Origin of the sequence: Planococcus sp. ISL-110, assembly GCF_018613575.1 — a bacterium.
Taxonomy (GTDB): Bacteria; Bacillota; Bacilli; order Bacillales_A; family Planococcaceae; genus Planococcus.
This window is the reverse complement of the sequence record NZ_JAGGPX010000015.1, coordinates 207,710-231,509: the sequence shown is the minus strand read 5'-3', so window position 1 is coordinate 231,509 and position 23,800 is coordinate 207,710. Positions and strand designations below refer to the sequence as shown.

The 23,800-nt window shown below is 40.3% G+C and carries 27 protein-coding genes, 2 pseudogenes and 1 riboswitch; of the genes and pseudogenes, 13 read left to right on the top strand and 16 right to left on the bottom strand.

The genetic code is table 11. The annotated features are described in order from the left end of the window. Positions 1-128 precede the first annotated feature (128 nt). Positions 129-3,284 carry an EAL domain-containing protein gene (locus J7I83_RS11235; protein WP_353048260.1) on the top strand — a complete coding sequence of 1,052 codons (3,156 nt, stop codon included), beginning with the start codon at positions 129-131 and terminating at the stop codon, positions 3,282-3,284. Positions 3,285-3,399: 115 nt separating this feature from the next. On the opposite strand, the gene J7I83_RS11230 is transcribed toward J7I83_RS11235, so the two are convergent. Next, positions 3,400-3,696 (bottom strand): DUF6366 family protein, encoded by a 297-nt coding sequence (locus J7I83_RS11230; RefSeq protein ID WP_215100778.1) that lies wholly within the window; start codon positions 3,694-3,696, stop codon positions 3,400-3,402. Between the two features lie 494 nt (positions 3,697-4,190). Between J7I83_RS11230 and amaP the strand changes: the two genes are divergently transcribed. The 3 genes from amaP to J7I83_RS11215 are packed head-to-tail and all read left to right on the top strand — an operon-like array spanning position 4,191 to position 5,438. Continuing rightward, positions 4,191-4,742 carry an alkaline shock response membrane anchor protein AmaP gene (amaP, locus tag J7I83_RS11225; protein ID WP_215100796.1) on the top strand — a complete coding sequence of 184 codons (552 nt, stop codon included), beginning with the start codon at positions 4,191-4,193 and terminating at the stop codon, positions 4,740-4,742. A gap of 11 nt (positions 4,743-4,753) precedes the next feature. After that, positions 4,754-4,963, top strand: coding sequence for a DUF2273 domain-containing protein (locus J7I83_RS11220; RefSeq protein ID WP_215100777.1), 210 nt, complete (start codon positions 4,754-4,756; stop codon positions 4,961-4,963). A gap of 25 nt (positions 4,964-4,988) precedes the next feature. Continuing rightward, positions 4,989-5,438, top strand: a complete 450-nt coding sequence (locus J7I83_RS11215; protein ID WP_215100776.1) for an Asp23/Gls24 family envelope stress response protein — start codon at positions 4,989-4,991, stop codon at positions 5,436-5,438. A 196-nt stretch (positions 5,439-5,634) separates the two neighbouring features. Here the strand turns inward: J7I83_RS11215 and J7I83_RS11210 are convergent, their stop codons facing one another. The 6 genes from J7I83_RS11210 to J7I83_RS11185 are packed head-to-tail and all read right to left on the bottom strand — an operon-like array spanning position 5,635 to position 10,091. Continuing rightward, entirely contained in the window at positions 5,635-6,150 is a 516-nt protein-coding gene (locus J7I83_RS11210) for a peroxiredoxin family protein (RefSeq protein ID WP_215100775.1), read from the bottom strand. Beyond that, entirely contained in the window at positions 6,147-6,833 is a 687-nt protein-coding gene (locus J7I83_RS11205) for an ABC transporter ATP-binding protein (protein WP_215100774.1), read from the bottom strand. The genes J7I83_RS11210 and J7I83_RS11205 overlap by 4 nt, the downstream gene beginning before the upstream one ends. Continuing rightward, positions 6,830-7,642 (bottom strand): ABC transporter permease, encoded by an 813-nt coding sequence (locus tag J7I83_RS11200; protein ID WP_215100773.1) that lies wholly within the window; start codon positions 7,640-7,642, stop codon positions 6,830-6,832. Before J7I83_RS11200 ends, J7I83_RS11205 begins: the two co-directional genes overlap by 4 nt. After that, positions 7,639-8,097, bottom strand: a complete 459-nt coding sequence (locus J7I83_RS11195) for a nitrous oxide reductase accessory protein NosL (protein ID WP_215100772.1) — start codon at positions 8,095-8,097, stop codon at positions 7,639-7,641. The genes J7I83_RS11200 and J7I83_RS11195 overlap by 4 nt, the downstream gene beginning before the upstream one ends. Further along, complete coding sequence (locus J7I83_RS11190; RefSeq protein WP_215100771.1) at positions 8,094-9,392, bottom strand: right-handed parallel beta-helix repeat-containing protein; 1,299 nt, start codon at positions 9,390-9,392, stop codon at positions 8,094-8,096. The genes J7I83_RS11195 and J7I83_RS11190 overlap by 4 nt, the downstream gene beginning before the upstream one ends. Positions 9,393-9,422: 30 nt before the next feature. Then, entirely contained in the window at positions 9,423-10,091 is a 669-nt protein-coding gene (locus J7I83_RS11185; RefSeq protein ID WP_215100770.1) for a nitrous oxide reductase accessory protein NosL, read from the bottom strand. Positions 10,092-10,285: 194 nt separating this feature from the next. On the opposite strand from J7I83_RS11185, the gene J7I83_RS11180 reads away from it, so the two are divergent. From J7I83_RS11180 to J7I83_RS11165, 5 genes and pseudogenes are all read left to right on the top strand, one after another. Beyond that, positions 10,286-10,639 (top strand): transposase, encoded by a 354-nt coding sequence (locus J7I83_RS11180; protein ID WP_215100769.1) that lies wholly within the window; start codon positions 10,286-10,288, stop codon positions 10,637-10,639. Positions 10,640-10,714: 75 nt separating this feature from the next. After that, on the top strand, positions 10,715-10,900 hold the full coding sequence (locus J7I83_RS11175; RefSeq protein ID WP_215100768.1) for a DDE-type integrase/transposase/recombinase: 186 nt from the start codon (positions 10,715-10,717) through the stop codon (positions 10,898-10,900). A gap of 20 nt (positions 10,901-10,920) precedes the next feature. Next, positions 10,921-11,049: a hypothetical protein gene (locus J7I83_RS18000; RefSeq protein WP_285228694.1), complete on the top strand. Its 129-nt coding sequence runs from the start codon at positions 10,921-10,923 to the stop codon at positions 11,047-11,049. An 8-nt stretch (positions 11,050-11,057) separates the two neighbouring features. Beyond that, positions 11,058-11,245, top strand: a pseudogene (locus J7I83_RS18105) (integrase core domain-containing protein); the annotation flags it as partial. A 323-nt stretch (positions 11,246-11,568) separates the two neighbouring features. Next, positions 11,569-12,060 (top strand): YetF domain-containing protein, encoded by a 492-nt coding sequence (locus J7I83_RS11165; protein WP_215100767.1) that lies wholly within the window; start codon positions 11,569-11,571, stop codon positions 12,058-12,060. A gap of 182 nt (positions 12,061-12,242) precedes the next feature. On the opposite strand, the gene J7I83_RS11160 is transcribed toward J7I83_RS11165, so the two are convergent. Further along, on the bottom strand, positions 12,243-12,485 hold the full coding sequence (locus J7I83_RS11160) for a YetF domain-containing protein (RefSeq protein ID WP_215100766.1): 243 nt from the start codon (positions 12,483-12,485) through the stop codon (positions 12,243-12,245). Here J7I83_RS11160 and J7I83_RS11155 point away from each other — a divergent pair. Both J7I83_RS11155 and J7I83_RS11150 read left to right on the top strand, forming a co-directional pair. Beyond that, complete coding sequence (locus tag J7I83_RS11155) at positions 12,463-13,458, top strand: ion channel (RefSeq protein WP_215100765.1); 996 nt, start codon at positions 12,463-12,465, stop codon at positions 13,456-13,458. The genes J7I83_RS11160 and J7I83_RS11155 overlap by 23 nt on opposite strands. A gap of 31 nt (positions 13,459-13,489) precedes the next feature. Continuing rightward, positions 13,490-13,771 carry a hypothetical protein gene (locus tag J7I83_RS11150; RefSeq protein WP_215100764.1) on the top strand — a complete coding sequence of 94 codons (282 nt, stop codon included), beginning with the start codon at positions 13,490-13,492 and terminating at the stop codon, positions 13,769-13,771. Positions 13,772-14,107: 336 nt separating this feature from the next. Here J7I83_RS11150 and J7I83_RS11145 read toward each other — a convergent pair whose 3' ends face one another. The 4 genes from J7I83_RS11145 to J7I83_RS11130 form a co-directional block, all read right to left on the bottom strand. Beyond that, entirely contained in the window at positions 14,108-14,524 is a 417-nt protein-coding gene (locus tag J7I83_RS11145; RefSeq protein ID WP_215100763.1) for a GNAT family N-acetyltransferase, read from the bottom strand. A gap of 70 nt (positions 14,525-14,594) precedes the next feature. Continuing rightward, on the bottom strand, positions 14,595-14,747 hold the full coding sequence (locus J7I83_RS11140) for a hypothetical protein (RefSeq protein WP_215100762.1): 153 nt from the start codon (positions 14,745-14,747) through the stop codon (positions 14,595-14,597). 264 nt (positions 14,748-15,011) lie between these two features. Further along, positions 15,012-15,326, bottom strand: a complete 315-nt coding sequence (locus J7I83_RS11135; protein ID WP_215100761.1) for a type II toxin-antitoxin system RelE/ParE family toxin — start codon at positions 15,324-15,326, stop codon at positions 15,012-15,014. Beyond that, positions 15,319-15,723: an AbrB/MazE/SpoVT family DNA-binding domain-containing protein gene (locus J7I83_RS11130; protein WP_215100760.1), complete on the bottom strand. Its 405-nt coding sequence runs from the start codon at positions 15,721-15,723 to the stop codon at positions 15,319-15,321. Before J7I83_RS11130 ends, J7I83_RS11135 begins: the two co-directional genes overlap by 8 nt. A 274-nt stretch (positions 15,724-15,997) precedes the next feature. Here J7I83_RS11130 and J7I83_RS11125 point away from each other — a divergent pair. Further along, a pseudogene (locus tag J7I83_RS11125) lies at positions 15,998-17,002 on the top strand (IS3 family transposase). Positions 17,003-17,018: 16 nt separating this feature from the next. Beyond that, positions 17,019-17,195: riboswitch (cobalamin riboswitch) on the bottom strand. A gap of 153 nt (positions 17,196-17,348) precedes the next feature. Here the strand turns inward: J7I83_RS11125 and J7I83_RS11120 are convergent. The 3 genes from J7I83_RS11120 to J7I83_RS11110 all read right to left on the bottom strand — a co-directional run bounded on the left by J7I83_RS11120 (position 17,349) and on the right by J7I83_RS11110 (position 20,570). Then, positions 17,349-18,269, bottom strand: coding sequence for a glycine betaine ABC transporter substrate-binding protein (locus J7I83_RS11120; protein WP_215100759.1), 921 nt, complete (start codon positions 18,267-18,269; stop codon positions 17,349-17,351). Positions 18,270-18,517: 248 nt separating this feature from the next. Next, positions 18,518-19,378: an ABC transporter permease gene (locus J7I83_RS11115; RefSeq protein WP_285228688.1), complete on the bottom strand. Its 861-nt coding sequence runs from the start codon at positions 19,376-19,378 to the stop codon at positions 18,518-18,520. After that, positions 19,371-20,570 (bottom strand): quaternary amine ABC transporter ATP-binding protein, encoded by a 1,200-nt coding sequence (locus J7I83_RS11110; protein WP_215100758.1) that lies wholly within the window; start codon positions 20,568-20,570, stop codon positions 19,371-19,373. Before J7I83_RS11110 ends, J7I83_RS11115 begins: the two co-directional genes overlap by 8 nt. A 1,734-nt stretch (positions 20,571-22,304) precedes the next feature. Between J7I83_RS11110 and J7I83_RS11105 the strand changes: the two genes are divergently transcribed. Beyond that, positions 22,305-23,219 (top strand): sensor domain-containing diguanylate cyclase, encoded by a 915-nt coding sequence (locus tag J7I83_RS11105; RefSeq protein ID WP_251047594.1) that lies wholly within the window; start codon positions 22,305-22,307, stop codon positions 23,217-23,219. A 308-nt stretch (positions 23,220-23,527) separates the two neighbouring features. On the opposite strand, the gene J7I83_RS11100 is transcribed toward J7I83_RS11105, so the two are convergent. Then, entirely contained in the window at positions 23,528-23,761 is a 234-nt protein-coding gene (locus J7I83_RS11100; RefSeq protein ID WP_215100757.1) for a hexameric tyrosine-coordinated heme protein, read from the bottom strand. Positions 23,762-23,800: the final 39 nt, after the last annotated feature.

The window sequence follows — 23,800 nt, the reverse complement described above, 5'->3', positions numbered from 1 at the left end:
AAGATATTTTACGCTCTCCTCTCTGCTTCTGTCCTTTTGTATAAATGGGTATTTAGACATTATTTTTTTATAAATATAGTAAGTTATAATAGCCCTTACAAATATAGTTTAAAGAGAGGTCGAAAGTCATGCCAATTGAGTCCGCTAGTCCTTTGCTGGTACTTCTTTCTATAGGTACCGGAATTCTTTCCTCATATATCGCTTTGATTTTAATTGAAAGAATGTCGGATCAACAGAGAAAAAATCAAATTTACTGGGTATTTTTCGGGTCAGTGGTAATGGGGATGGGGATTTTCTCCATGCACTTTATTGGCATGATGGCTTTTCATCTCAACTCTCCTTTGATGTATGATCCTCTCTTGCTTTTTGCCTCTTTATTCGCCGCAATTCTTGCCTCTTTTTCTTCTTTTTATATTCTTTACCTTAACTCTGTAACGAAACTCAAAGTGCTCCTTAGTGGCGTGACAATAGGGACGGGCATTGTGTTCATGCACTATATCGGGATGCTTGCGATCATCGAACCAACGCCTCTTCAATTCGACTTGTATTACGTGTTCCTGTCTATTGTCATTGCCATAGGCTCTTCTATCGTCGCACTGAAAATTTTCTTCGAAGTAAAAGAAAGAACAGTTTCTGTGGGCAGGAAAATGGCCAGTGCAACGATTTTAGGCTTAGCCATTTCATCCATGCACTATCTTGGCATGAAAGGTGCTTTTCATGTAGAACACTCGCATTCCGAGGCAGTTTCCGGTATTCAGCCTTTTACCTTGGCCATTATTGTTTCCGCCATCATCTTTGGAATCCTGAGCATCGTAATCTATTTGGCTTTTCTTAATTCAAAAACGCTCACGATTGAAAGAAGTCTTAGGAACAAGATGAGAGAAAGTGAAGAACGGTTTCGCCGTTTAGTGGAACTTTCGCCTGAACCAATTGTTGTCCATAGTGAAAACAAAGTTGTATTTGTAAATGAAGCCTGCTTAAACATGATGGGTGAAACGAATAAAAATGATCTACTAGGGAAGTCAATTATCGATTATGTTCATCCTGCCTTCGAAGATAGTGTGAAAGAACGTATTCAAGACATGAAAATAGGATTTAAAGTTCCACCGATGGAACAACAAATACTCACTTCAGCTGGGTCCGTCATTGACGTCGAAATCACAGGAGTCGGCATTGAATTTGAAGGAAAAAAAGCCATTCAACTTATGCTGCGGGACATCACGGAGAAAAAGAAAATCCGCAAAGAACTGGAAGAAAATCAACAGCGTTATCGCTCCCTCTTCAAACACAATCCGGATGGGGTCTATTCCATGGATGCCACGGGGCAACTGATGGATATCAACCAGTCTTTAGAAGGCATATTAGGATATTCGTTGGAAGAATTGAACACGATGACGTTTCATGTGGTAGTGGATCTTGACCATTTAGAAATAACCAATCAAAAGTTTCAAAAAGCCTTAGAGGGCATGCCTCAAAACTACGAAACCGTCGGAATTCGAAAAAATGGAGTCAAAATTCCTTTAGAGATAACAAATATACCCATCATTGTCGGTGAGAAAATAATTGGAGTTTACGGAATTGCGAAAGACATTTCAAAAGAAAAAGAAGCTTTGAGCTTGTTGAAAGAGAATGAAGAAAAATACCGATCTCTTTTTGATTATAATTTGGACGCCGTCTTTGAAATCGGTCAGGATGGATTTTTTACAGATGCTAATAACATGACGGAAAAACTAACCGGTTATTCCAAAGAGGAATTGCTGACACTGCCCTTCTCTGAATTTATTGCGCAGGACCTGGAGAAAGTGAATACATTTTTCACACAGGTGCTTGGCAGCATTCCCGTTACTTTCGAACAATTGATCCGGAATAAAAACGGTGAGTTCATTGAAGTGGATATCAGTGCTGTTCCGAAAAGAAAAAAAGGCGAAGTCAATGGGATATTTGCTATTGTCCGGGATGTCACCGAGAAAAAGCAAACGCAAAAGAAGATAAACGAGTTAGCCTTTACAGATCAGCTGACAGGTCTTCCCAATCGTCATTGGTTTTATCAGAATCTCCGGGAAGTTGTACGAAGAGCCAAGGAACAGCGACAGACGATTGCCATTCTTCTGGTTGACTTCGATAATTTCAAAGACATCAATGATATGCTCGGACATCAAGGAGGAGACCTCTTCCTCAAACAAGTCTCGACTCGAGTCCAGGATTCTCTCATGAAGCATGCAGCCATTTCCCGAATTGGCGGTGATGAATTTATCATCGTGGTTGTGGATGTAACGGAAGAAGATGTACGCCAGCTCGCTGAGCAAATTCTAGAAGATATGAAGCAACCGGTCTTTCTGTTGGGGCAGGAAATCGTTATCACGCTTAGTATCGGCATCAGTATACAACCGATTTGCATCAGTGATGAAGAGACGCTCATTCGACAAGCTGATTTGGCTATGTATTCTGCTAAGGCAAAAGGAAAAAATAACTATCAATTCTTCACAGAAGATTTAAATGAGCAAGTGACCAGAAAGCTGCAGTTAGAGAAAGCTTTGCATAACGCTCTAAAACAAGATGAATTTCAACTTTATTACCAACCCCAAGTAGATCTGCGAACAGGAAACCTTGTCGGATTTGAAGCACTCATTCGTTGGAATTCCCCGACCGGCCTAGTCTCTCCTGAAGAATTTATTCCCCTGGCGGAAGAGACAGGACTGATTTTGCCGATCGGCGAGTGGGTAATCAAAGAAGCTTGCCGCCAAATGAAGGAATGGGAAAAAGAAGGACGTTCAAAAGTAAAGGTATCGGTGAATGTTTCAGCCAGACAATTTCAAGATGGAGCTTTCGGCTGGAAAGTGAAACAAATCTTAGAAAAAGAGAACGTAGATCCTCGGTACTTGGAAATAGAAATTACCGAAAGCGTGATGATGGATATAGAAGAATCCTCGCTTCTCATACAAGAACTGAAGAAACTGGGTGTGAAAATAGCAATTGATGATTTTGGAGCTGGCTACTCCTCCTTGAATGTGATTAAGAACGTCGAGATTGATACGCTGAAAATCGATAAATCTCTCATTGATGAAGTCCTCAGTAATCGGCGAAATCTGTTTATTTTGACAGCTATCATTGATGTCGGAAAAAACCTCAATGCCCAAGTTGTTGTAGAGGGCATTGAACTGGAAGAGCAAGTAAATGCGTTAAAAGAATTTGATGTGGTTGGACAAGGGTACTTTTACAGCCGTCCCCTTCCAGCAAAGCAGCTGGAGCAAATATGGCACAAGCAAAGGAAGCTATCTAGATAAGTTAAACTAATGAATATTCATAATCGATATTCCGCAAAACAGCTGCGCTTGGCGCGGCGAGCGCAGCTGTTTTGCTCCAGATCGGGAGATATCTTAGCGATGGCGCGGCTAGGGGCTAGGCGAAGCAAGGAGACAGACGTCCTTTGCCTGGCTTCTTGCGGGAGCCCTGCCCAGAGCGGCCGAAGCGATGGGTAAAAGTGGGTTTCTTTAGTTCAACATATATATATCCAATTAAAATAATCACCAACAACAAAATAATGCCGCCGACTTCTTTCAAACTCATGCCACTCGTATTCGGCATGCCGCTCCCGGTTTGATTGATCGAGTCATTCACATTGCCCGCTGGATTCCGTTTCTTCTCTTCTATCGATAAGCGATTACGTTGTTCGTCTGGATTGTTATTCTTGGACATGTCCAGATGCCCCTTTTCTGAAATGTTTGTGTGGTAACTAACATTTTACAGGATGCATCTTTCTTTTACTTTGGCTGGAAGAAATTAGCTAATCAACACGAGTGATAATTGAAATCAAGTTACATTCACAAGCAATAGAAAAGTTCAAACACTTTACTCAATTCTTTTTCTTTCAAATGTGAGGTGATTCCTTTTTACCTTTCTGGAAAGAAATCTAAATTGCCTCTTTTTTGTCTAAAAAAGAGGATTTTTGTCATTGACTGTCTAATGTTATATCAAACGGGCTTTTTTGTTGCATAGTAGGCAGAAAGTTATCAGGCAGCCTTATTGTCTTCGCTGTAACTCTCCGTCCAAATTACTGGTGGGGGTGATTGTGCTTATTGATGTCTCCTAATTCGAGTATTGACGGCTCCAAGTTGCAAATTGCTTCAAGTAATAAAAAAAGCGAAACATGAAAAGGGTACACAGCCTGATTTTGAGAGGGGGCAAACACCATTAACCCGTTTAATCGCTTTTTACTAATTGTCTTCGGAGTAATAGGGTTACTAAGTATATTAGTATTGGCATCGGTCATTTTTGAGATCCCGTACAGCTCACCGTGGATTCAGTCTTTTGATGGCACAGAATGGTTCTTTTATACGTTACTTTCCGCGAGTATATTTATTGGGTTCATCTTTCTAATTTTACTTCTATCGGGCCTTTTTTCTCACACGCCAGAAAAACAGATTATCATTCGAACGGGCGAGGGCGATATTGAAATATCCAGAAAAGCAATAGAGTCTGTTGCGCTTCGCTCAGTTAAAGAACTGAGTGGTGTACGAGACCTTCTTGTCCGAGCAACCATCAATCGGAAACAGAACGCTGTGTCGATTATAGTAAATTGTCAGGTATTCAATCAAACCAAACTACCATCTCTAGGCAAACAAATGCAAGAACGCGTAAAAGAAGCCGTAGGAAGTCTGTTAGAGATTCCTGTTGAAAACGTTGAAATTATCATTGGGGAAACCAAGGAGCTCCATAAAAAACAAACGCAGCGTGTCGTGTAAGGGGGAGGCTGATGAAAACATCCGATTATTTGATGCCCTACCGTGGTCGCTTGGCTGGACTGTTAATTGGGGTTATTATTGCGAGTTTATTTCTGACAATCGACGTGGGCCCAACTCTTTTTATCTTGGCATGTGCCGCTATCGGGTACATGATCGGAAAATGGAAAGATGGAAAACTGGATACAACATCGTGGTTTCAGTTTTTGAAAAACAAACGATAAACTAAAACGACAGGAGAAGATAAAAATGAAAGAAACGTTAATAACAAACAACGACGAAGTAAGCGGCCACAAAAACAAACTAACATTTGAAGAACAGGTTATTAAAAAAATTGCAGGTATTTCTGCGAGTGATATTAACGGGATCTTATCAATGAGTGGTGGGTTTATGAGTGGCATTGCGGACCGGTTTCGTGCTTCTGGAGATATCACAAAGGGAATTGACGTCGAGATTGGCGAAAAACAAGTAGCACTTGACCTTAAAGTCATTGTGGAATATGGAAAAAGCATTCCGGCTATCTTCGAAGAAACGATTGCCCAAGTCAAAAAATCCATGTTTAACATGACAGGTCTTGAAGTAGTGGAATTAAATATGCATGTGGAAGATGTAATGACAAGAGCAGAATTTGAAGAAACATCTAAATTCCACGAAAAAAATGCCCCTGAAACCGGAGAAGTGGGTAGAACACTCGAATAACACCTATAATCAGTAAGAAAAAACAAGCGTGTGCCCAGAAAAAAGTTAAGACCATATAATTGTGTAAATAGAAAAAGGGCTAAAGAAATTTCTTTAGCCCTTTTTGTTTTGTAAATTTTCAATTCAAGTCGAAAAATTTATTATGAATACACATTAAAAAAAACTATCTCACATACAAATATGCAAGGTAATTCATTTAAAATAAGGGTTGTATATATTTTTTCAATAGCTCTTCTTCCATCGGTCCTATTATTTCTTGCTCGATTTCGCCATTTCGATTCAAGATAATTGTCGTAGGAATGGTAAAAGCTCCATACATCGCACTAACATCACCTGATGCATCCAATAAAACAGGGAATGTTAACCCATATCTCTCGATGAATTTTTTTACAGCTGCTTCACTATCCTTACTTGTGACATTAACAGCTAAAATCTCAACATCCGCTTGATGCTTTTCATAGAAAGACTGAAGATGAGGCATTTCAGTGTTACACGGTTCGCACCAAGACGCCCAGAAACTTAAAATGACGACTTTCCCTTTTTCTTCAGACAGCGATCTTTCTTCCCCTGTAATGGTTGGTAAAGAAAAGTCTGTCGCTTGCATTGTCCGAATAGGCTCTCGATTCTTCGATTCTTTTAATGTATCAACCAATTCAAACCCCACAAAAATGACAACAGCAATAACAAATATCCCAGTTAACCACTTTTTCATCGATCAAGCTCTTGTTTCGTCATTTGAAGCCAAAGCTGTTCAAGTGTTGCACAATTGCCTTCTTGTAATAATTGCTTAATTTCACCGGTGGCTAAAATACGCCCATGATGGATCAAAATGACTTGGTCCGCAATTTCTTGAGCCAAGCTCAACAGATGGGTAGAAAATAGAACGATTTGATTATTAGCACGCTCTTCTTCTAACATCGCCTTTAAATTGGCAATCCAGTATGGGTCAAGCCCGTTTGTTGGTTCATCTAAAATATAAAGTTGACTATTCCCCATCAAGCTTTGCGCTAAATTCAGACGTTGGCGCATCCCTTTAGAAAATTGACCAACCTTCAATTTTTTTGCTTCCAGTAACCCCACTTTATCCAATAGCGCTCTTTGCCTTATAATAGGCTCTTTTTTCAAGTCCCCTAAAAATCTGATGATTTCCTCTGCTGTTAACGTATCAGGAAACTCAATGTCATCTGGCATATAGCGTACAGCTTGAGACTCTCGTAGTATTTCACCACGATCTGGTTTTAATGAATTCGTCAAAATATTAATAATTGTACTTTTACCTGCACCATTTGATCCTACCAATGCCGTAATGTGTCCAGTTTTTAATTCAAAGCTCACATCAAAGATACCGCGACCAGCTTTAAAAGACTTTGTTACATTTTGAAGTTGTACTGTCATACTTGTTTACCTCTTATCTTTAAAATCACTGTTGCGCTAATTAATGAAACTACTGTCCATAACCCCGAAATAAGTATAAAGAACAACAAACCTAATGGTGATGAGTAAAATTTTGATATATCATAAAAAGCTGGCCCTAAGACTGCTGTTTGGCCTGAGAAAACAAAATAACCATAGCGAATCCATTCAAGTGGATTGATGTGAATAGATAAAATAACAATATTTTGTAAAAAGTTCTCGGACGTCATCGTACCAATAGCCATTATAATATAGGACCACAATAAGCTGACGACAGACCACACACCTAAACCGACTGCCAGTGCATGTAATCGGCTTTTGGCAATGCTGCCAACAAGCACACTAACCCCATTAAATATAACTAATATTAAAAGGGTGATCCCCACTGCAAATAGCGGTAATTTTAACCCGCCAAAAAAGCTGCCTACCAGGAAAGCTACCGCAAAAACAAAAATGATAATCCCTGCAAAGACAAGACATAATGCAATGTATTTCGTAAATACATAGTTCCACATTTTGAGTGGGTAAGTTCTTAACAAGCCGAGCCAGCCAGATTCTTTGTCACTGGCAATATTCATACTGCCGATCGTTAACATAAACAACGGCAATAAAAACAATAAAATATTTAACAAAGATGCCGTTTGACGCGTAAAACCGTCTGTATCCGGAAGCGCTAGTTGCTGAATCATTAAAATCGCTGTAAAAACAATGGCAAAAAGAGTTGCCACAATTTGGATCCAGCGACTGCGCAACAATTGCTTACATTCGAGTAAAATCATTTGGATGCTCATTCGTGATCATGTACTCCCCAATTAAAAGTCAATAATTCGTCATACCGTTTAATTTCGCCTGGCTGTTCCTTCATATATTGCGCTGCTTCTTCTGCCGATACGAATGCCAGCACTCCGTAATTCATCGGTGTCCAGTAATCTTTAGAATATACATAGCTTGCATCTTTAACATTCAACCATTTTATTGAATTGGCATCTCGAATATACGCAGCTCCGATTTCTTCATCGCCATTTTGTTGAATGTATGCCATTAAACAGCCTAAATCGTCAAAAACGAGGATATCACTATTTTTCAATACGGCTTGAGCCGCAAAATCAACGCTGGTCACACTCATATTACAGATAGAGCATACATCCGTTTCTTGATTGATTTCTCGTGGTTCATAAGCTCCATCGCTGCACGCTCCTAATGTCCACATACTTACTAAGAGGATAATCCATTTTAATGATTTCATATTAGTTTTCTCCTCACTATAAACATGGCAATCAATACAAATATACTACCGATGAACTGCCAGCCATTAATAGAAAAGTTGGTGTTAAATGTTTTTCCCATCACAATTGGCTGGTCGTCAATAATGGCCAGCGAATTATGATCTGTAACTTCTGTATCCATCTTATTTAACGTTGCAACGCTCGGCGATTCAATAAAATATTGATAAACAGGTTTTCGTACCATCCATTGTCCAAATGAATTTGTCGCAATATAATTTGTATCTCCAATGCCATCTCCATCATAATCTTTGCCTGTATAATCGTCATAGAAGTTATGTTGTAGCAGAACGCCTTCTTCATCTGTTCTTGCAGTTAAAATATTCCCGTGAAATTCGTTATCTTGAATGCTGACTGAACCGGAATATTTTGCTTGTATCACTGTTCCATTTGTTGAAAAGAAATTACTTTTAATCACCATATTACGTGTATCTTGAATATCCATAGCGACTGTATTTTCACTCAACTCATTGTCACTAAAGACCATTTTATTCACGTCATACGTATATATGCCTACGCTATTAAGCGTATTATTTTTTTTAACGCTATTATTCGTAATCGACACATCATTCGCAACCATAATCATCAATCCTGTCAGGTTGGCTCTTACATCATTAAAATCTAATCTTACTTTGTCGCTATACATCATATGAATGGCATAGCGGCTATCTTGAATGCGATTATCAGTAAGTGAAACATCATCTGTTCTCTCTATATAAAACCCGTCCAATACATTTGAAATATCGCTCTCTGACGCTTGGACATTAACTGATTTATAAATGGCAATAGCATGTCCTTTTGTTGCGAAATGGCCAGCCTGACCGGAAATATCTACATTGTCCAACGTTATATCCGTACTATTCGAGATTTCAATACCCGCAGTTCCCTGTTCAACCTTAATGTTTTTTAATGTGAGTTTATGAATACCAGTGGCAACAATGCCTGCTTCCTCTGCTTTTAGTTCAATATCTTCAATGACAACATTTTTGGTATTCGAGATTTCCAATGCCGTTTCTAATGAAACTATGCTCGTTCCTTCGACCCCTTTAATGGTGATGGGCTTTGAAATAGAAAAAGAACCTTGGTAGGCACGTTTATCTAAAACAAGCGTGCCCCCAGATTCTGTTGCATCAATTAGTTTCTGTAAAGTACTTTCCTCACCCGTGTGAATGTAGGGTTTTGGTGTTCCCTCCTGAGGCTTATGTGCAAAAGCTTGAAAAGTCAATGCGAATAATGCTATGCACAAAAATAACAGCATTACATACCCTATTTGTTTAACCCTCATAGCTTATTCATGACTACCCTCTGATGACTTGTCTTTTCCCATGTCCATATCAGATCCTGTATCACTTTCTTCGCTTGAGTGGCTATGGCTTGATTCGCTTTTTTCTTGCTTTTTCTTATGGCGTTCGATTCCTTCTGCTCGAACTTGATCTAGTGGGGTAACAGCGGCGGCTGTATGTTCAGCAATGTATGCATCCGCATCATCTTGGTATTTAAAGAAAATATAGCCCCAGTTCATCGGCGATTTTAAATCCGTTTTCACAATAATTGCTTCTTCTACTTTGAACCAATTTAATGTCGTATAATCGCGAACAAATTTCTCGTTTTCACTTTTATTTACATATTCATCATTTAGTAGACAGCCGATGTCATCATAAAATACAACTGCCCCATCCGCTTTAACCGCTTGTGCAGAAAATATACCAAGCTCGTCGTCTTTCATATACACTTTCATATTGCACATTTCGCATACGGTGTCTTCAGTCGGCTCTTGCAGACGCTCATCTACTGCCCATACTTTTTCTGAGTCTGTTGAAACTTTCTCTTGCTGATCGACTTCTTGTTGCTCGACTTCTTGTTGTTCGACTTCTTGCTTGTCCGTTTCAGTAACGCTTTCATCGCCACACGCATATAAAGATAAAACTAGCGGTACTGCAAATAATAATTTTTTCATGATTGATCCTCCAAATTGGGTTAGGTTATTTTGAATACTTTACTTCTTAAATACTACTTCTTAAATGTGAAATAAATACGAAATAAGTGTGAGGGAGCGAAAAATACCTTGTGTAAATGGATAGTCTAGACTTAGTTAGACAGAAAAAATAAGGGGGGCGTAGAATAGTCCACAATACGTGAGGAGAATCTATCATGCCCCCAAAAAGACGAACGTTTTCTGCAGAATTAAAAAAACAAGTCGTGGCACTGCATGCAGGCGGGAAAAGCCGACCGGATATTGTCCGGGAATACGACCTGACGGCTTCCGCCCTCGATCGGTGGATTGCCCAATCCAATCAAACCGGCTCGTTCGAGGAGAAAGATAACCGAAGCCCTTTGGAAACGGAATTGCTTGCCTACAAGAAACGCAATAAGCAGTTGGAGATGGAAGTGGATATTTTAAAGCAAGCCGCGCTGATCATGGATTATCCAACAGAATCAACATCTCTATTCGGTATCAGCCATGTGTACGGTCCTCCAAATTGCCCGCAGCACCTTTTACTATAAGACTTCCGTTTCGGTAGAAAAAGAACGCCAAAAAACCCAAGCGGAACAGGAGTTGAAAGAAGAAACCTGACGTAGGTGAAGGTTGGTGGCCGCTGGAACTATATTTGTTTCCTCCTCGATTTATACAACCGTGAAATCGTCGGATACAGCCTGGGCGAGCGTAAAGACGCTGCCCTGGTTCAGCGCGCCTTCGCATCGGTCAAAGGCGACTTGGGAGCCGTGAAGCTGTTCCATACGGACCGCGAATCTGAATTTAGCTAACTTGGACGTGAGAAGATTACATGAATAAAATCATTTTCAACGAACACCAACAACGAATCTTGGAGGCGAATCCAAATGTCGCTTCTGTATCGGATCGAGCGATTCAATACACGCCAGAATTCAAACTTCAGGCTGTGAAGGAATATTAGCAGCCCGTGAGAAACTGGGATTAACCCAGTCGATGTCCCGCAGAGGCAACTGTATCGATAATGCCCCGATAGAATCTTTTTTGGTCATTTCAAAGATGATGTAGAGTTTAAGCAGGCAAGTAGCCTCGCCAAATTAAAAGCAATAGCAGACGATTACATAGAGCAATATAACGGAGCGCGTAAACAATGGAATTAAAAAAAGATGACTCCGGCACAATACCGAAGTCCTCTAATGGCAGCTTAGCTGCAGGGTACTTTTTTATAAACCGTCCACTAAACGGGGCTCAGTTCATTTTTGGGCTTCCTCTCTTCCGATAATATCGCGATATATAAACTGAGTCTTGTATATATTTTTCGATTGACTTAGTCGACAAGCTCTCCGTGTTACTTCAATAGAATATGAATAATAATATTAAATATTGCCTTGTTTTTCCTAACTTAGATAGGGTAAAGGGGTAATGATTCAAGTTTTCAGAATGTATAAGGAGCTGTTTCAACGGAGACCTTATTTTTGATTACTTGCCTGAATGGGCGCGGGTCATCATTCAGGCCTTGATAGCCTTTCCTTTTCTATGCCTATTAAAAAAGCTCGGTAAGAACAGTCTTTCGCAGATCAATGTGGTGGATATTATACTTTCTATCGTCTATGGGATTGTCTTATCCAGCATCTTCCTTATTCCAAGCATTTCTTTTGGCTTAAGCCTATTAATGCTAGGATTGCTTACACTTTTGCTCCTTATAAGCGCAAAATTCGATAGAAAATCCAGCTCTTTTCGAGACATGATCAAAGCTGACTCTTCTTTTGTATACGTTCAAGGTGAATTTAATGAAATACTCATGAAGTGGAACCAGCTAAAAGTTGAAGATTTAAGAAAGGCTGTCCATGCCCGCGGCTTAGATTCACTCGAGCAAGCAGAAGCCATTTTGTTAGAAGCCGATGGTTCACTTTTTGTACTCAAAAAAAGAGACAGCAACAAAGAAGCAACTCAAAAATCGGACGCAAAAGGATAACATTAGAAGGCATGAAATTTGAATGTTAACAAAGAAAAGAACGAGGATACATGAAGCATAGCTACAATTATTTTACCTCTTTATTTATCCTGAAGGATTAACCTAAAATACAGAAAAGGTTACAAGTTATTTGGTATTAAAGATTAACTGTTCAAATCTTGCAAAGAATTTATGTTTCTTTCTTACTCAATGATTGTAACGTCTTCTAATACTTTCACTTCTTGATTTTCAGACTTTTTTAAAATCGAGATTTTCCCGTTATTTTCGATGACTACAGCTTCGACCATATCCAAAGAAACTAACCCTTGTTCTCGTGTTTTTTGTAAAATCTCTGTTTTAGGCACCCGTGTTTTCAACATTGCTTTCTCATAAAATTTCCCCTGATAATAAAGGAGGCCAATAATGATGAATGCATTTTTTTTCATTTTAGGAATCTTACTTCTATTAATCGCTATAATTGATCTTCTGTGGACTATCTTATGGGTGGACGGAGGCGCCGGTCCTGTCTCGAGCCGACTGACTACCTTGCTATGGAATGGACTTCGTAAAATCAGCAACGATAAATCCAGGCTTCTAAGTTTGGCGGGACCTCTTATTCTTACGGCCACGTTATTTATGTGGGTGGGGTTAATGTGGGCTGGTTGGACGTTCTTGTTTGCAGGAGCCGAAAATTCACTTATCGACACTCGAGATCAAGAACCGATCACTTGGGCGGCACGGATCTATTTTGTAGCTTACAGCATGTTTACCATGGGGAATGGGGACTTTAGTCCAAAAGATGGTTTCTGGCAGATTGCGACTTCCTTCACCACCGCAAGCGGCATGCTTTTTGTAACGCTTGGCGTTTCTTATGTACTTTCGGTATTAGGTGGAGTAACCCAAAAACGTTCTTTTGCGGAAGGGATAACGGGTCAAGGGAAAAGTGGCGTTATGATCGTAAAACAAAGTTGGAATGGCGAAGATTGCAGCAGTATCGATCTATTATTGAAAGACGCGGCCGCACAACTCAGCACCCTCACCCAGCAGCACAAGGCCTACCCAATTCTTCATTACTACCATAGCCAAAACACAGAGCAATCGTCTGCCGTTGCGGTGGCTATACTTGATGAAGCTTTGTCGCTTTTTAAATATGGCATTCCAGAAACGAAGCGACCCAACAAAGTGTGGACGACAGAAGCAAGTTCAAGTGTCCAAAGCCACTTAAGTACGCTTAATTCCGCTTTCATCAAGCCGGCCGACAGTACACCGCCATTACCTGAATTAAGCAAATTGCAGACATTTGGCCTCCCGACCAAAGACCAAGATGATTTCGAACAGGGGCTAAGCAGCATCGAAGAAAGAAGAAAGAAGTTATTGGGGATGATCCAAGCCGATGCTTGGGACTGGCCAATGGAATAGTAAGTTATCGTTGCTGGAAAGGATGAAAGTCATGGCAAGCAGAATTTATTTATTCTCTTATGAGTGTGGCTCTAACAAAGAATGGACAGATCAGTGCATCACTGAACGCATGGCTAGCCTTTATGATATCAAGCAGCTTCATCATTCTCTGTACCTAATCAAAACTACGGATGACGTTCGATTGCTAGAAACACACCTCATCGGTTGTTTCGACCGAAAGGATACTTATTTTCTGGTCGACATTACCGATCAACCACACCAATACCAAAACCTGTTGTCAAAAGGGCTTTTCAGCTGGATGGATAACCTATAATGCATGTGGAGTGCGTTGATCATCTGTAATTGAACGGAACCTATTGCATAGATTTTCTTCTCAATATACTAAGAGATAGAAATGATATCTAGTCGACTCGGGGAATGAAAACCGTTCGTAAAAGTACACTTACACGAACGAAAAAGAGAAGGTGCTCAGGGCCAGCACCTTCTTCAGTTTACTTTTATGGACTTCCGATAATCCTGACTATGTTAACTAATATTATGAAACAATTTTTAAATTTAGCTTTGTCAGGAGAAATCAATCAAATTCATTAAAACTTACCTCTAGCTAACCATTATAGAAAAGGATAATCAGAAGTAAAATCACTTTACTTTAGAGTTCTTTGTACATATAGTAATGCGTGAAACCTTTCGGAAAATCTTCTAGTTTCCCCATCACTTTAAATCCTAATTTTTTATAAAATTCCGGTGCCTGGAAACTAAAAGTTTCCAATCTCATTAATCGACATCCTTGTTCCCGTGCATATGCTTCTGCCGTTTTTAACAGTTCTTGGCCTTTCCCCATACCGCGTAAGGAATCATCCACCCATAGGAGATCAACGAAAAAACATTCCCAATCCGTATGTCCCACCAGTCCTCCTACAATGTTCTCCTCTTCATTCTTTAGCACAAAACTCATTTTTTCTTCTTCCGTATAGGGGACTTTTGCTTTGTTATGTCTTACCAAATTATATCGGATAAACCCTGCTTCTTCTTCATTGTATCCTGAATGCATGTGGATGTTGGCCATAATCATTTCTCCTTTTCTAAGTCATAATGAACAATACCAGAGGTGATTTCTAATGGGCTTTTATCTTACCTCAAAAGTAAATCGGTGCTGCACTGACTTCGTCACTTCCACTCAAGTCAGCCATTAACTCCTTTACTTTGGCTTGGGTTAGCGGCGATTCATCCGTGCATCCCGCTAGAAAGCCTAGTAAAACTGCCATGATTAGAAAGAATGGAACTCTCATGTTATCTTTCCTCTCTTCTCTACTATATCAAATCCGGCGATATGTAAACCAAAATCCTTATTGAATTCCGGCTTTAAAACCTTTTGGAATGGCCGTTTGAATGTATCATTTTTTCTAGCATCTTCAGTTTTGCTTGATTCTATATGAAGCCAATGAAATAGAGGGATTGAATGTAACTTAATTAGACATACGTTACATTCAAAAGGTGATTTTTAAGCTGCATTTAATCCAGAAAAAGCCACCCTAAGCGAAGGATGGCTTTTATCAGTTGCCTAAATAACGTTTTAATTCCAAATAAAAATTTTCGCGGGGTCCCAGCAAAACCACCAGAACCAATTCGCCCTCTTCATTTTCTCTTATGGCATAACACAACTCATAATTGGTCCCTCTGTGATGAATATCCAAGCAGGAGTAACCTTTTAAATCCCCTTTTTTTGCTTCGCCAATGGTCGGATCTTTTCGAATGCTTGTGATGGCCTCATCCATTTTCAGATAGAGGACTTGGTCCGACTTCTTGATTTTTTTCAGCTCTTTCCCAGCCCGTTTGCTGAGCTGATAAGGCAGCAACCCCTCATTCATCTTCTTCATCATCCTCCAGAGTGTCTAAATAGTCGTCTAAACTGCCCTGAACGACAGGTTGTGCCATCGTTTCCTGTTCCAATGCTTGGAGGGCTGCTGGAATGTTCGCTTTGACCTTCTTGAATTCCTGCAACAATTCTTGACCAGAAAGACCTTGAGCGATTAAATCCTGCAGAATATCTTCGGAAAAATCGACTTCTTCGAATGTTGCGGGCCGGATGATGATCTCTTTTCCCGTAAATTCCATAACGACTTCATCGTCGAGCCCAAGAGCCAGGTAAAAATCTTTTGGGATGCTCAGTTGTCGCTGCTGCGAAACGCGTACCCGTCTTTTGGATTTCTTTCCTGGCTCCAGTCCGTGTTCGGAACCTCTTTTTTTCGGCATGATTGCCCCCATTGGTTTCACTCCTAACTTTAAAATAAAATTATTTATTTCTTTATTTTAAAGTATATCATTTTTTAGAAGGAATGAACGTTTGAAGTGCTGTAAAATCTAGGCTTTCAACGACTTTTTGAAGACTATAAAAAAAGAAAACTGAATGTAACTTAATTGCTATTAAGTTACATTCAAAATCAATAAAAGCAATACCGGTAGTCGATAGTCTACACTTAGTTGGACAGAAAAAATAAGGGGGCGTAGAATAGTCCACCATACGTGAGGAGAATCTATCATGCCCCCAAAAAGACGAACGTTTTCTGCAGAATTAAAAAAACAAGTCGTGGCACTGCATGCAGGCGGGAAAAGCCGACCGGATATTGTCCGGGAATACGACCTGACGGCTTCCGCCCTCGATCGGTGGATTGCCCAATCCAATCAAACCGGCTCGTTCGAGGAGAAAGATAACCGAAGCCCTTTGGAAACGGAATTGCTTGCCTACAAGAAACGAAATAAGCAGTTGGAGATGGAAGTGGATATTTTAAAGCAAGCGGCGCTGATCATGGGACGAAAATAGAGATTATCCAACAGAATCAACACCTCTATTCAGTATCAGCAATGTGCACTGTCCTCCAAGTTGCCCGCAGCACCTTTTACTATGAAACTTCCGTTTCGGTAGAAAAAGCACGCCAAAAAGCTCTAGCGGAAGAGGAGTTGAAAGACGAAATCTGGGCGATCTTCCACGAGAATCGCCGCGTCTATGGCACACGCAAGCTGAAAAAAGAGCTGGCGAATAGGAAGAAATGGATTGTCTCAAGACGCCGTGTTGGTCAGCGACCTGACCTATGTGAAGGTTGGTGGCCGTTGGAACTATATTTGTTTCCTTCTTGATTTATACAACCGTGAAATTGTGGGATACAGCCTGGGTGAGCGTAAAGACGCTGCCTTGGTTCAGCGTGCCTTCGCATCGGTCAAAGGCGATTTGGGAGCCGTGAAGCTGTTCCATACGGACCGCGGATCTGAATTCAAGAACACCGGTATTGATGCTCTTTTAGAGACACACCAAATTGAACGGTCGCTGAGCCAAAAAGGAAACCCTTACGACAATGTGGTGGCGGAAGCCACGTTTAAGATTTTGAAGACGGAACTGATCAACGACATGCACTTTGATACGCTTAGCCAGCTGGCGCTTGAACTGTTTGATTACGTGAATTGGTACAACCATGTCCGTCTGCACAGCAGTCTGGGCTATGCCCGCCCTGTCACTTATCGAAACGCAGCCCTTAAAAAAGTTGTTTGATTTAGTGTTGACGTACCAAGCAGAAAGTAAGCAGGCAGGTCTCCTGGCTCTGGATCATTGTTTCACAAGGCCTTCTTAGACAAAAGTCCAGTGGCTTTTTCCATAAAACTCCCCATTACAGTGGCGGGACCGCTGAAGATTTTCACTTTATTCCCTATTCTCCCCGAAGGGCACCTCTTACTTTTATTCAATTTATCTTTCACTAAGCTTCCACTGGATAATTTCAGCCAGCCAACCTCCATAAAGGAATTTCAGTGGTGAAATCCAACCAAACAAAAGAACCCCAAATGGGACATCGTTTAAAATGCCTGCCATTCGGGATTCAGTCTTTTCTATAATGAACTACTTATTCAGCTGGTGTTAAATCTTCGATCGAATCGATGTCCATATAAGCTGGAACAACAAATCCGATTTTAGCGCCTTCCAAGTTCACTCCAAGATCGACTACACTGTCGCCATAAGTTTCAAGCTGAGTAGCGTGAGTTCCAGGCAACCATGCGGCTACCATTCCGTCTGCTTGGCCTTCAGAAACTGCTTGCCACATCACTGCATTATCAAGCGGCGTCAATGTCACGTCAAAACCTTGGTCTTCCAAGACTTTTCCGACAATATTCGTTGAAACGACTTCTGTATCCCATTCCACATAAGCCAACTCAATTTCTGTGCCGTCTACTGCTTCTGTACCGGCTGTCCATTCAGCAACTTTTTCACTGTTTTCTTCTACCCATGCTGTTGTAACTTCTTCAACATCTGCGCCGTCTGAAATTTCCAGCATGATGCTTTCGATATCAGCAGACTCCCATTGGAACTGATCAAGAATTGTATAAGCTTCAGGATTTTCTTCTTCTAATCCTTCACGCACCATTGTCTTGATCGTTTCAGCATCCCCGAATAGACCTTTTGGATCTTCCAGGTATTTCAAATCATACTTCTGGAATTTCCAGTGCGGACTCCAGCCTGTGACGATGATCGGTTCTTCGTTATCAATCGCTTCGCCTAAAGCTGTTGCCATCGCGCCGCTTGAAGAAGTGACAACTTCCCAGCCTTCAAGGCTTTCATATTCTTCGGTTGCTGCTTCAGATGCGGCAACTACACCTGCACCTGCTTCAATCCCTGTAATTTTGTATCCTAGTTCTTCTCCATAATTCACATCTTCAGATCCAGAACCTTCAGCAGTTCCTTCTTCTTCATTTCCACACGCTGCTACAGCCAGTGTTGGCACAAGCACAAACATAAGCCCTAAATTTCTCCATTTTAAGTTAAACATAAAACAATCAATCTCCTTTTTCTTTAAAATTATATAAGTTGAACTAATGATCTTCGCCTGCTGGTTTGCTCCATATCTTTTATGAATACAGTAACAACGCATAAGCTCGCTTTGAAGTCACTCCATCCCTTAGCGCGGGAGCAATCGTCTTTGCTCCACTCCAAAGCGGCCGAAGCGTTGGGTAAAAGCTAGTTTCTTTAGTTCAACTTATATATTTGGTACTTTTCTTTCAGGAATTCCAACTATAATTAGCTTCTCGCTCTTTTTTGCCCAGTGAAACTTTGCGTAAACCGGTCGATGATGATTGCTAAAATAACAATCCCCAAGCCTGCTACAAATCCAGTTCCTACATCAGCCCGCTGCAAGGAAGAAAGAACTTCCCTGCCAAGCCCCGGTGCACCGATCATCGATGCAATAACGACCATCGACAGCGACAGCATAACCGTTTGGTTGATTCCGGCCATGATTGTTGGTTTAGCCATTGGCAATTCCACTTTAAAGAGCTTTTGCGAGCCCGTGCTGCCGAAAGCTTCAGAAGCTTCCACCAGTTCTTTTGATACTTGCCGTATTCCGAGGTTCGTAAAACGGACAGTCGGAGGAGTGGCAAAAATCAATGATGCGAAAATGCCGGGAACCATTCCGATGCTGAAAAATGCCACAGCCGGAATTAAGTAAACAAAAGCCGGCATAGTCTGCATAAAGTCAAGAATGGGTGTAATGATGCCTTCCGCTGTCTTGCTTTTCGACATCAAGATACCTATTGGAACCCCGATAATTATCGACAATATACTTGCGACAAGAACCAATGTAAATGACAGCATCAATTCTTCCCATAGCCCTTGATTCCAGACAAGCAATAAACCGATAAGAGAAAATGCAGCCAATCCAAATCGTTTACCACTTATAAAGAATGCCAGAACGGCAACGATCAAAATCACAATCGGTGGCGGGACTGCTGCAAGCACGTCCGCAAAGCTTTCCAAGCCGTCCGCGAATTCGTTTTTAAGAGGATCGAATAGGAACACGAATGTATCTGATATCCAATCCGTGAAATCCGATACTAAAGAAGCTAACGGAAGTTCCGGTATGTTTTCCATAAAATTAAGCATAGTTACGATTCACCTCACTTTGGCCAGCAAGTGCGGAAATGACGGCACCGCGAACGATGATGCCAAGCAATTTTCCGTCTTCCACAACCGGAATCGGCACGGGAGAATTATGGCTGATTTCAAAGATGGCATTCATTAGCGTATCTTTTGTGACTGTCGGTGCATCGGTCTTCAGGATATTCACAAGACTTTTCACTTCAGCTTTGAAAGCAACAGAAGCGTCATCCGCCGTTACATAGCCTTTCAGGTTCCGTTTGCCATCTGTCACATAAATACTTGATATGCCTTCTTCTTTCATTCTTTCCAAAGCGACACGCGGACCATGTTTATCGATATTGATCGTTTCAGGGCGTTTCATAATATTGAATGCGGTCAATACTTTTGAGCGGTCAACATCCTGAACGAATTTTTTAACATAATCATTTGCCGGATTTACCAATATTTCTTCTGGTGTACCGACCTGCACGATAGAGCCGTCTTTCATCAACGCAATTTTATCGCCGATGCGCAATGCTTCGTCCAAATCATGCGTGATGAAAATGATCGTCTTCTTCATGGTTTCCTGCAAATCCAATAATTCATCCTGCATTTCTTTTCGGATCAATGGATCAAGTGCGGAGAAAGCTTCGTCCATCAGCATGACTTCCGGGTCGTTCGCCAGTGCTCTGGCTAATCCGACACGCTGCTGCATGCCGCCGGAAAGCTGGGATGGCACTTGCTCTATGTAGCCGCCCAAACCGACCATTTCCAAAGATTCCTTTGCTTTTTTGTGTCTTTCCGCTTTATCGACCCCTTGAATTTCAAGGCCGTACGCAGCGTTGTCCAATACTGTCAGGTATGGGAAAAGAGCAAAGTTTTGAAACACCATACTCATTTTTGTGCGGCGTACTCTGCGCAGGTCTTTTTTGTTCATTGCTGCCAGGTTTTCACCGTCTATATAAACTTTTCCTTCTGTCGGATCAATCAACCGGTTCAATAAACGGACCAAGGTCGATTTCCCGCTGCCGGAAAGCCCCATGATGACGAAAATTTCGCCTTCCTCCACTGAAAATGAAGCACGATTGACGCCTACTGTGCTGCCCGTCAACTTTAGAATTTCTTCTTTCGTTTTTCCTTCACCGAGCAATTTCAACGCTTGTTTGGTATTTTTACCGAATACTTTCGATAATCCTTCTACTTCAATAATTGACATATCTTGCTCACCTCTCTGCTATTCAATTTATTGCATGGATAGAAGAGCATTTCATCGCATCTATTCATCTTTCTTCCATAACAACTTTATTCATTCATTTCGTAGGTCTTTTGGAAACTCTTACCTAGTAAAAAGAATGAGTAATTACCTATTTTTTCCACCGACCCATTTAGCACTTGTCCTACTATACGCACAATTTCCTATCATTACAAATGTTGCAGGATGGTTTTCCTCTCCAAAATGAAAATTTCATCGACTTCAAATTTTCTTAGAGCAGTCTATGATTTCTTTCATCCATTTGTTTATTTTTTTTGAAAATGCGCTCTTAGCAGTATTTAGAGAGGCTTTAAAATGATATTTTTTTGATTTGAATCTTTCGAAAAAGAGGATGGAGTTGCGTCATGAAAGTTTTTTAATAAATATTTTAAAAAGGCGGTTCTGACGCATAATTACAAATATTTCTCTGGATTTTAAATGTTAAAATCGTTAAATATAAATTAAATTGAGAATTGTAACCTAATTTTTCAAATGACCTCTTTTACCTTTTTATGATAGAAACGCCTTCCACTCCGACTTTGTACTTAATTCTTTAAAATTTTTGACGTTTTCTTGGTTTATCGACATTACTTTATACAAAGACAAAAAGAGGAAATGCTTTATTTCAGCATTTCCCTATCTTTAGATCTTCAGTAAACGCGCTTCTGATTTTCCGCTCATTTCTTCCGCTTGTCATCTTCATTCCGTCTTCTTTTTCTATGGATTCTCCCGGGCCTGTCGAATATTTTCCGGAAAATATCAGTTTACACTTTTGCATTTTCGATAATTTAAGATTTTAAGTTAGTTGAAGTTAATCGAAAGCTGCTTATTATTTTTTTTAAGATACTACCATAAATTTAAATAGGTTACATTTACCTATTAATAATTATACAAAGCAAGGATACAATACCTTTTTAATGGAAATTAATTACTAAAAATTTGTTTTTTAAGAATAATTATTTTAGTATCTTAAAGTCTGTTTTCAAATACGAAAGAGCGGTCAGACTGTTGATAATTTTTAAAAGGAAATCTTCTTTATCTGTTGCTTACTCGGGGAGGCGATTATATGGAAGGCTGTATTTTTCAGTGGCCAAATTTCCAGTTGCCTGAAAACAGGTTAAGCAAAGCCCCCATTATATACCGCAAAACATTATTTCAATAAAACACTGATTCCATTAAAAACATAAACGCTAAAGAAATCTAAGCCATGATCCCATTCCGAACTCTTATTTTTAAGGGATATGTCCACTGATACGAACATTTGAAGGCATAGTAAATTCCTCGAACAAATATCTTTGTATATGGCAATAACAACTTTCAACAACCCTTGAAGAAGGATTGGTCGGCGATTTGCAGGAAAACGGTTATACTATACCATGCAACACAGATTCAAAGGGATTTCAATTGCCTTGCACGATTTTGGCACTCGTTTTTCGATGTTAGCCTAATTGGAAAGGTTGCCAAATCCGAAGCGGTTCTCAAATCTCTTATTCAGTTTGTAAGAGGCTTTAACTGCGAATTGCTAGCCGAAAGAGCAGAAACAGCAGAGGAATCTTTGTTCCTGCAAGCGAACGGTTTCCCTATTCATCCAAGGCTCTCTTCACGCCAAGCCTTTATCCCCGAAAGTATTGGAAATGTTTGCGTCAGAAGTTAGTGAAAAAATTAACATAAACAGAACTCTTCTATAGAAAGATGGTGATGGCAATAAAAGCACATGTAAATACTTCCTTATCAATAGCTCCGGGGATACATGAGGCAGTTCTAAATTCGCTAAGAGATCAAATCTGTTTGATCGATACATCTGGAATTATCTATTTTACGAATAAAGAATGGAATCGATTTGTGATAACCAATGGCGGAACTTTATCCGGCACTGGGATTGGCACAAGTTATCTTAAGCAAAGCGAAAAAGAACCTGAAGTGTATCAAGGACTGCAGGCAATCTTGGCAGGAGAAACAGACTGTTTCAATTTCGAATATCCTTGTCACTCCCCGTTCCAAAAAAGATGGTTTTTGATGCAAGCTACTCCTCTACAACCAAATAATAAGGAAGCGATTGAAGGGGTGGTCATTCGCCATGTGGAGATTACTAAACAAAAGCTTTTGGAACTCCAACTAAAGGAATATGCAGATAAGGATTCATTGACTTCGCTGTTTAATCGCCGCTTTTTTGAAGAACAGCTATCAAAAGAAGTCAGCCTGGCCCTTCAGAAGGGAACATACTTATCTTTGTTATACATTGATACTGATGATTTCAAAGAAATTAATGATGCTTATGGACACCCTGCAGGCGACCACGTATTAAAACAACTGGCCCTTAAAATTGCGGCGGTTGCAAGATCGTCTGATACAGTAGCCCGTATAGGCGGGGACGAGTTCGCTATCCTCTTGCCCGACACTAATAAAGCAGAATTAGAAATTATAGCCAACAGGTTAAGCCGGGATATCCAGCAGCTGAAAATCCAAGAACAGAACAGCCAATTTGATGTCACCGTATCAATAGGCGGAAAAAGTTTTGTAAGCGACTTCCCTCCTAATTCCATGGTGGAATGGGCAGATAAGGCATTGTATTTAGCAAAAGATAGGGGCAAAAACCAAGTAGTCATCATTTGAATACTAATAGAACTTCCATGGATGGGAGAGGCTGAAATTTATATCTTCTCTGTCCCTCCGTTTTCCTTTCTGCTACTGGACAATTTCACGTGAAGTCTTTATGATTCTTTACTAATCACTTTATTCCTTCATTTTCGCAATAGATAAACCGTTACTAACCTAAATTTCTACTGAGCCATTTAATGTGTTTCCAGCTTTTAACACAGAAACAAAACCCCCAAAACCTTAGATTTTAGTCTAAGGTTTTGGGGGTTGGTTCCTCAACTTTAACTTTCAGGTTGGTTGTTTTTCAAGCTACCCACTGGCCACTAGTCATTCCAGTAATTGTTAGCTGCAGCTACTGTTTGAAAATTAATAGCCACCACTTGGGAAGCAAAAGTTAAACTGTTTGCGTCATTTGCATATACGGGACGTAATTTTTTACGTACATTTTCATCTGGCTGAGTCATTCCTACAGCTTTACGCGCTAACTTAACTGCTAATTCGTATCCTTCCTCGGGTGTATTAGTCTTTAATGTTGGTAACCATGATTCTTGGCTCATATGAATTCCTCCTCTAATTTGTAGGATTTCCTAGAAAAC

Bases quoted from the DNA above. Each gene is read 5' to 3' on its own strand.
- J7I83_RS11235 (WP_353048260.1), top strand. From the start codon at position 129: ATGCCAATTGAGTCCGCTAGTCCTTTGCTGGTACTTCTTTCTATAGGT.
- J7I83_RS11230 (WP_215100778.1), bottom strand. From the start codon at position 3,696: ATGTCCAAGAATAACAATCCAGACGAACAACGTAATCGCTTATCGATA.
- J7I83_RS11220 (WP_215100777.1), top strand. From the start codon at position 4,754: ATGAAAACATCCGATTATTTGATGCCCTACCGTGGTCGCTTGGCTGGA.
- J7I83_RS11215 (WP_215100776.1), top strand. From the start codon at position 4,989: ATGAAAGAAACGTTAATAACAAACAACGACGAAGTAAGCGGCCACAAA.
- J7I83_RS11210 (WP_215100775.1), bottom strand. From the start codon at position 6,150: ATGAAAAAGTGGTTAACTGGGATATTTGTTATTGCTGTTGTCATTTTT.
- J7I83_RS11205 (WP_215100774.1), bottom strand. From the start codon at position 6,833: ATGACAGTACAACTTCAAAATGTAACAAAGTCTTTTAAAGCTGGTCGC.
- J7I83_RS11200 (WP_215100773.1), bottom strand. From the start codon at position 7,642: ATGAGCATCCAAATGATTTTACTCGAATGTAAGCAATTGTTGCGCAGT.
- J7I83_RS11195 (WP_215100772.1), bottom strand. From the start codon at position 8,097: ATGAAATCATTAAAATGGATTATCCTCTTAGTAAGTATGTGGACATTA.
- J7I83_RS11190 (WP_215100771.1), bottom strand. From the start codon at position 9,392: ATGCTGTTATTTTTGTGCATAGCATTATTCGCATTGACTTTTCAAGCT.
- J7I83_RS11185 (WP_215100770.1), bottom strand. From the start codon at position 10,091: ATGAAAAAATTATTATTTGCAGTACCGCTAGTTTTATCTTTATATGCG.
- J7I83_RS11180 (WP_215100769.1), top strand. From the start codon at position 10,286: ATGCCCCCAAAAAGACGAACGTTTTCTGCAGAATTAAAAAAACAAGTC.
- J7I83_RS18000 (WP_285228694.1), top strand. From the start codon at position 10,921: ATGAATAAAATCATTTTCAACGAACACCAACAACGAATCTTGGAGGCG.
- J7I83_RS11155 (WP_215100765.1), top strand. From the start codon at position 12,463: ATGATGAATGCATTTTTTTTCATTTTAGGAATCTTACTTCTATTAATC.
- J7I83_RS11160 (WP_215100766.1), bottom strand. From the start codon at position 12,485: ATGAAAAAAAATGCATTCATCATTATTGGCCTCCTTTATTATCAGGGG.
- J7I83_RS11150 (WP_215100764.1), top strand. From the start codon at position 13,490: ATGGCAAGCAGAATTTATTTATTCTCTTATGAGTGTGGCTCTAACAAA.
- J7I83_RS11145 (WP_215100763.1), bottom strand. From the start codon at position 14,524: ATGGCCAACATCCACATGCATTCAGGATACAATGAAGAAGAAGCAGGG.
- J7I83_RS11140 (WP_215100762.1), bottom strand. From the start codon at position 14,747: ATGAGAGTTCCATTCTTTCTAATCATGGCAGTTTTACTAGGCTTTCTA.
- J7I83_RS11135 (WP_215100761.1), bottom strand. From the start codon at position 15,326: ATGAATGAGGGGTTGCTGCCTTATCAGCTCAGCAAACGGGCTGGGAAA.
- J7I83_RS11130 (WP_215100760.1), bottom strand. From the start codon at position 15,723: ATGGGGGCAATCATGCCGAAAAAAAGAGGTTCCGAACACGGACTGGAG.
- J7I83_RS11120 (WP_215100759.1), bottom strand. From the start codon at position 18,269: ATGTTTAACTTAAAATGGAGAAATTTAGGGCTTATGTTTGTGCTTGTG.
- J7I83_RS11115 (WP_285228688.1), bottom strand. From the start codon at position 19,378: ATGCTTAATTTTATGGAAAACATACCGGAACTTCCGTTAGCTTCTTTA.
- J7I83_RS11110 (WP_215100758.1), bottom strand. From the start codon at position 20,570: ATGTCAATTATTGAAGTAGAAGGATTATCGAAAGTATTCGGTAAAAAT.
- J7I83_RS11105 (WP_251047594.1), top strand. From the start codon at position 22,305: ATGGCAATAAAAGCACATGTAAATACTTCCTTATCAATAGCTCCGGGG.
- J7I83_RS11100 (WP_215100757.1), bottom strand. From the start codon at position 23,761: ATGAGCCAAGAATCATGGTTACCAACATTAAAGACTAATACACCCGAG.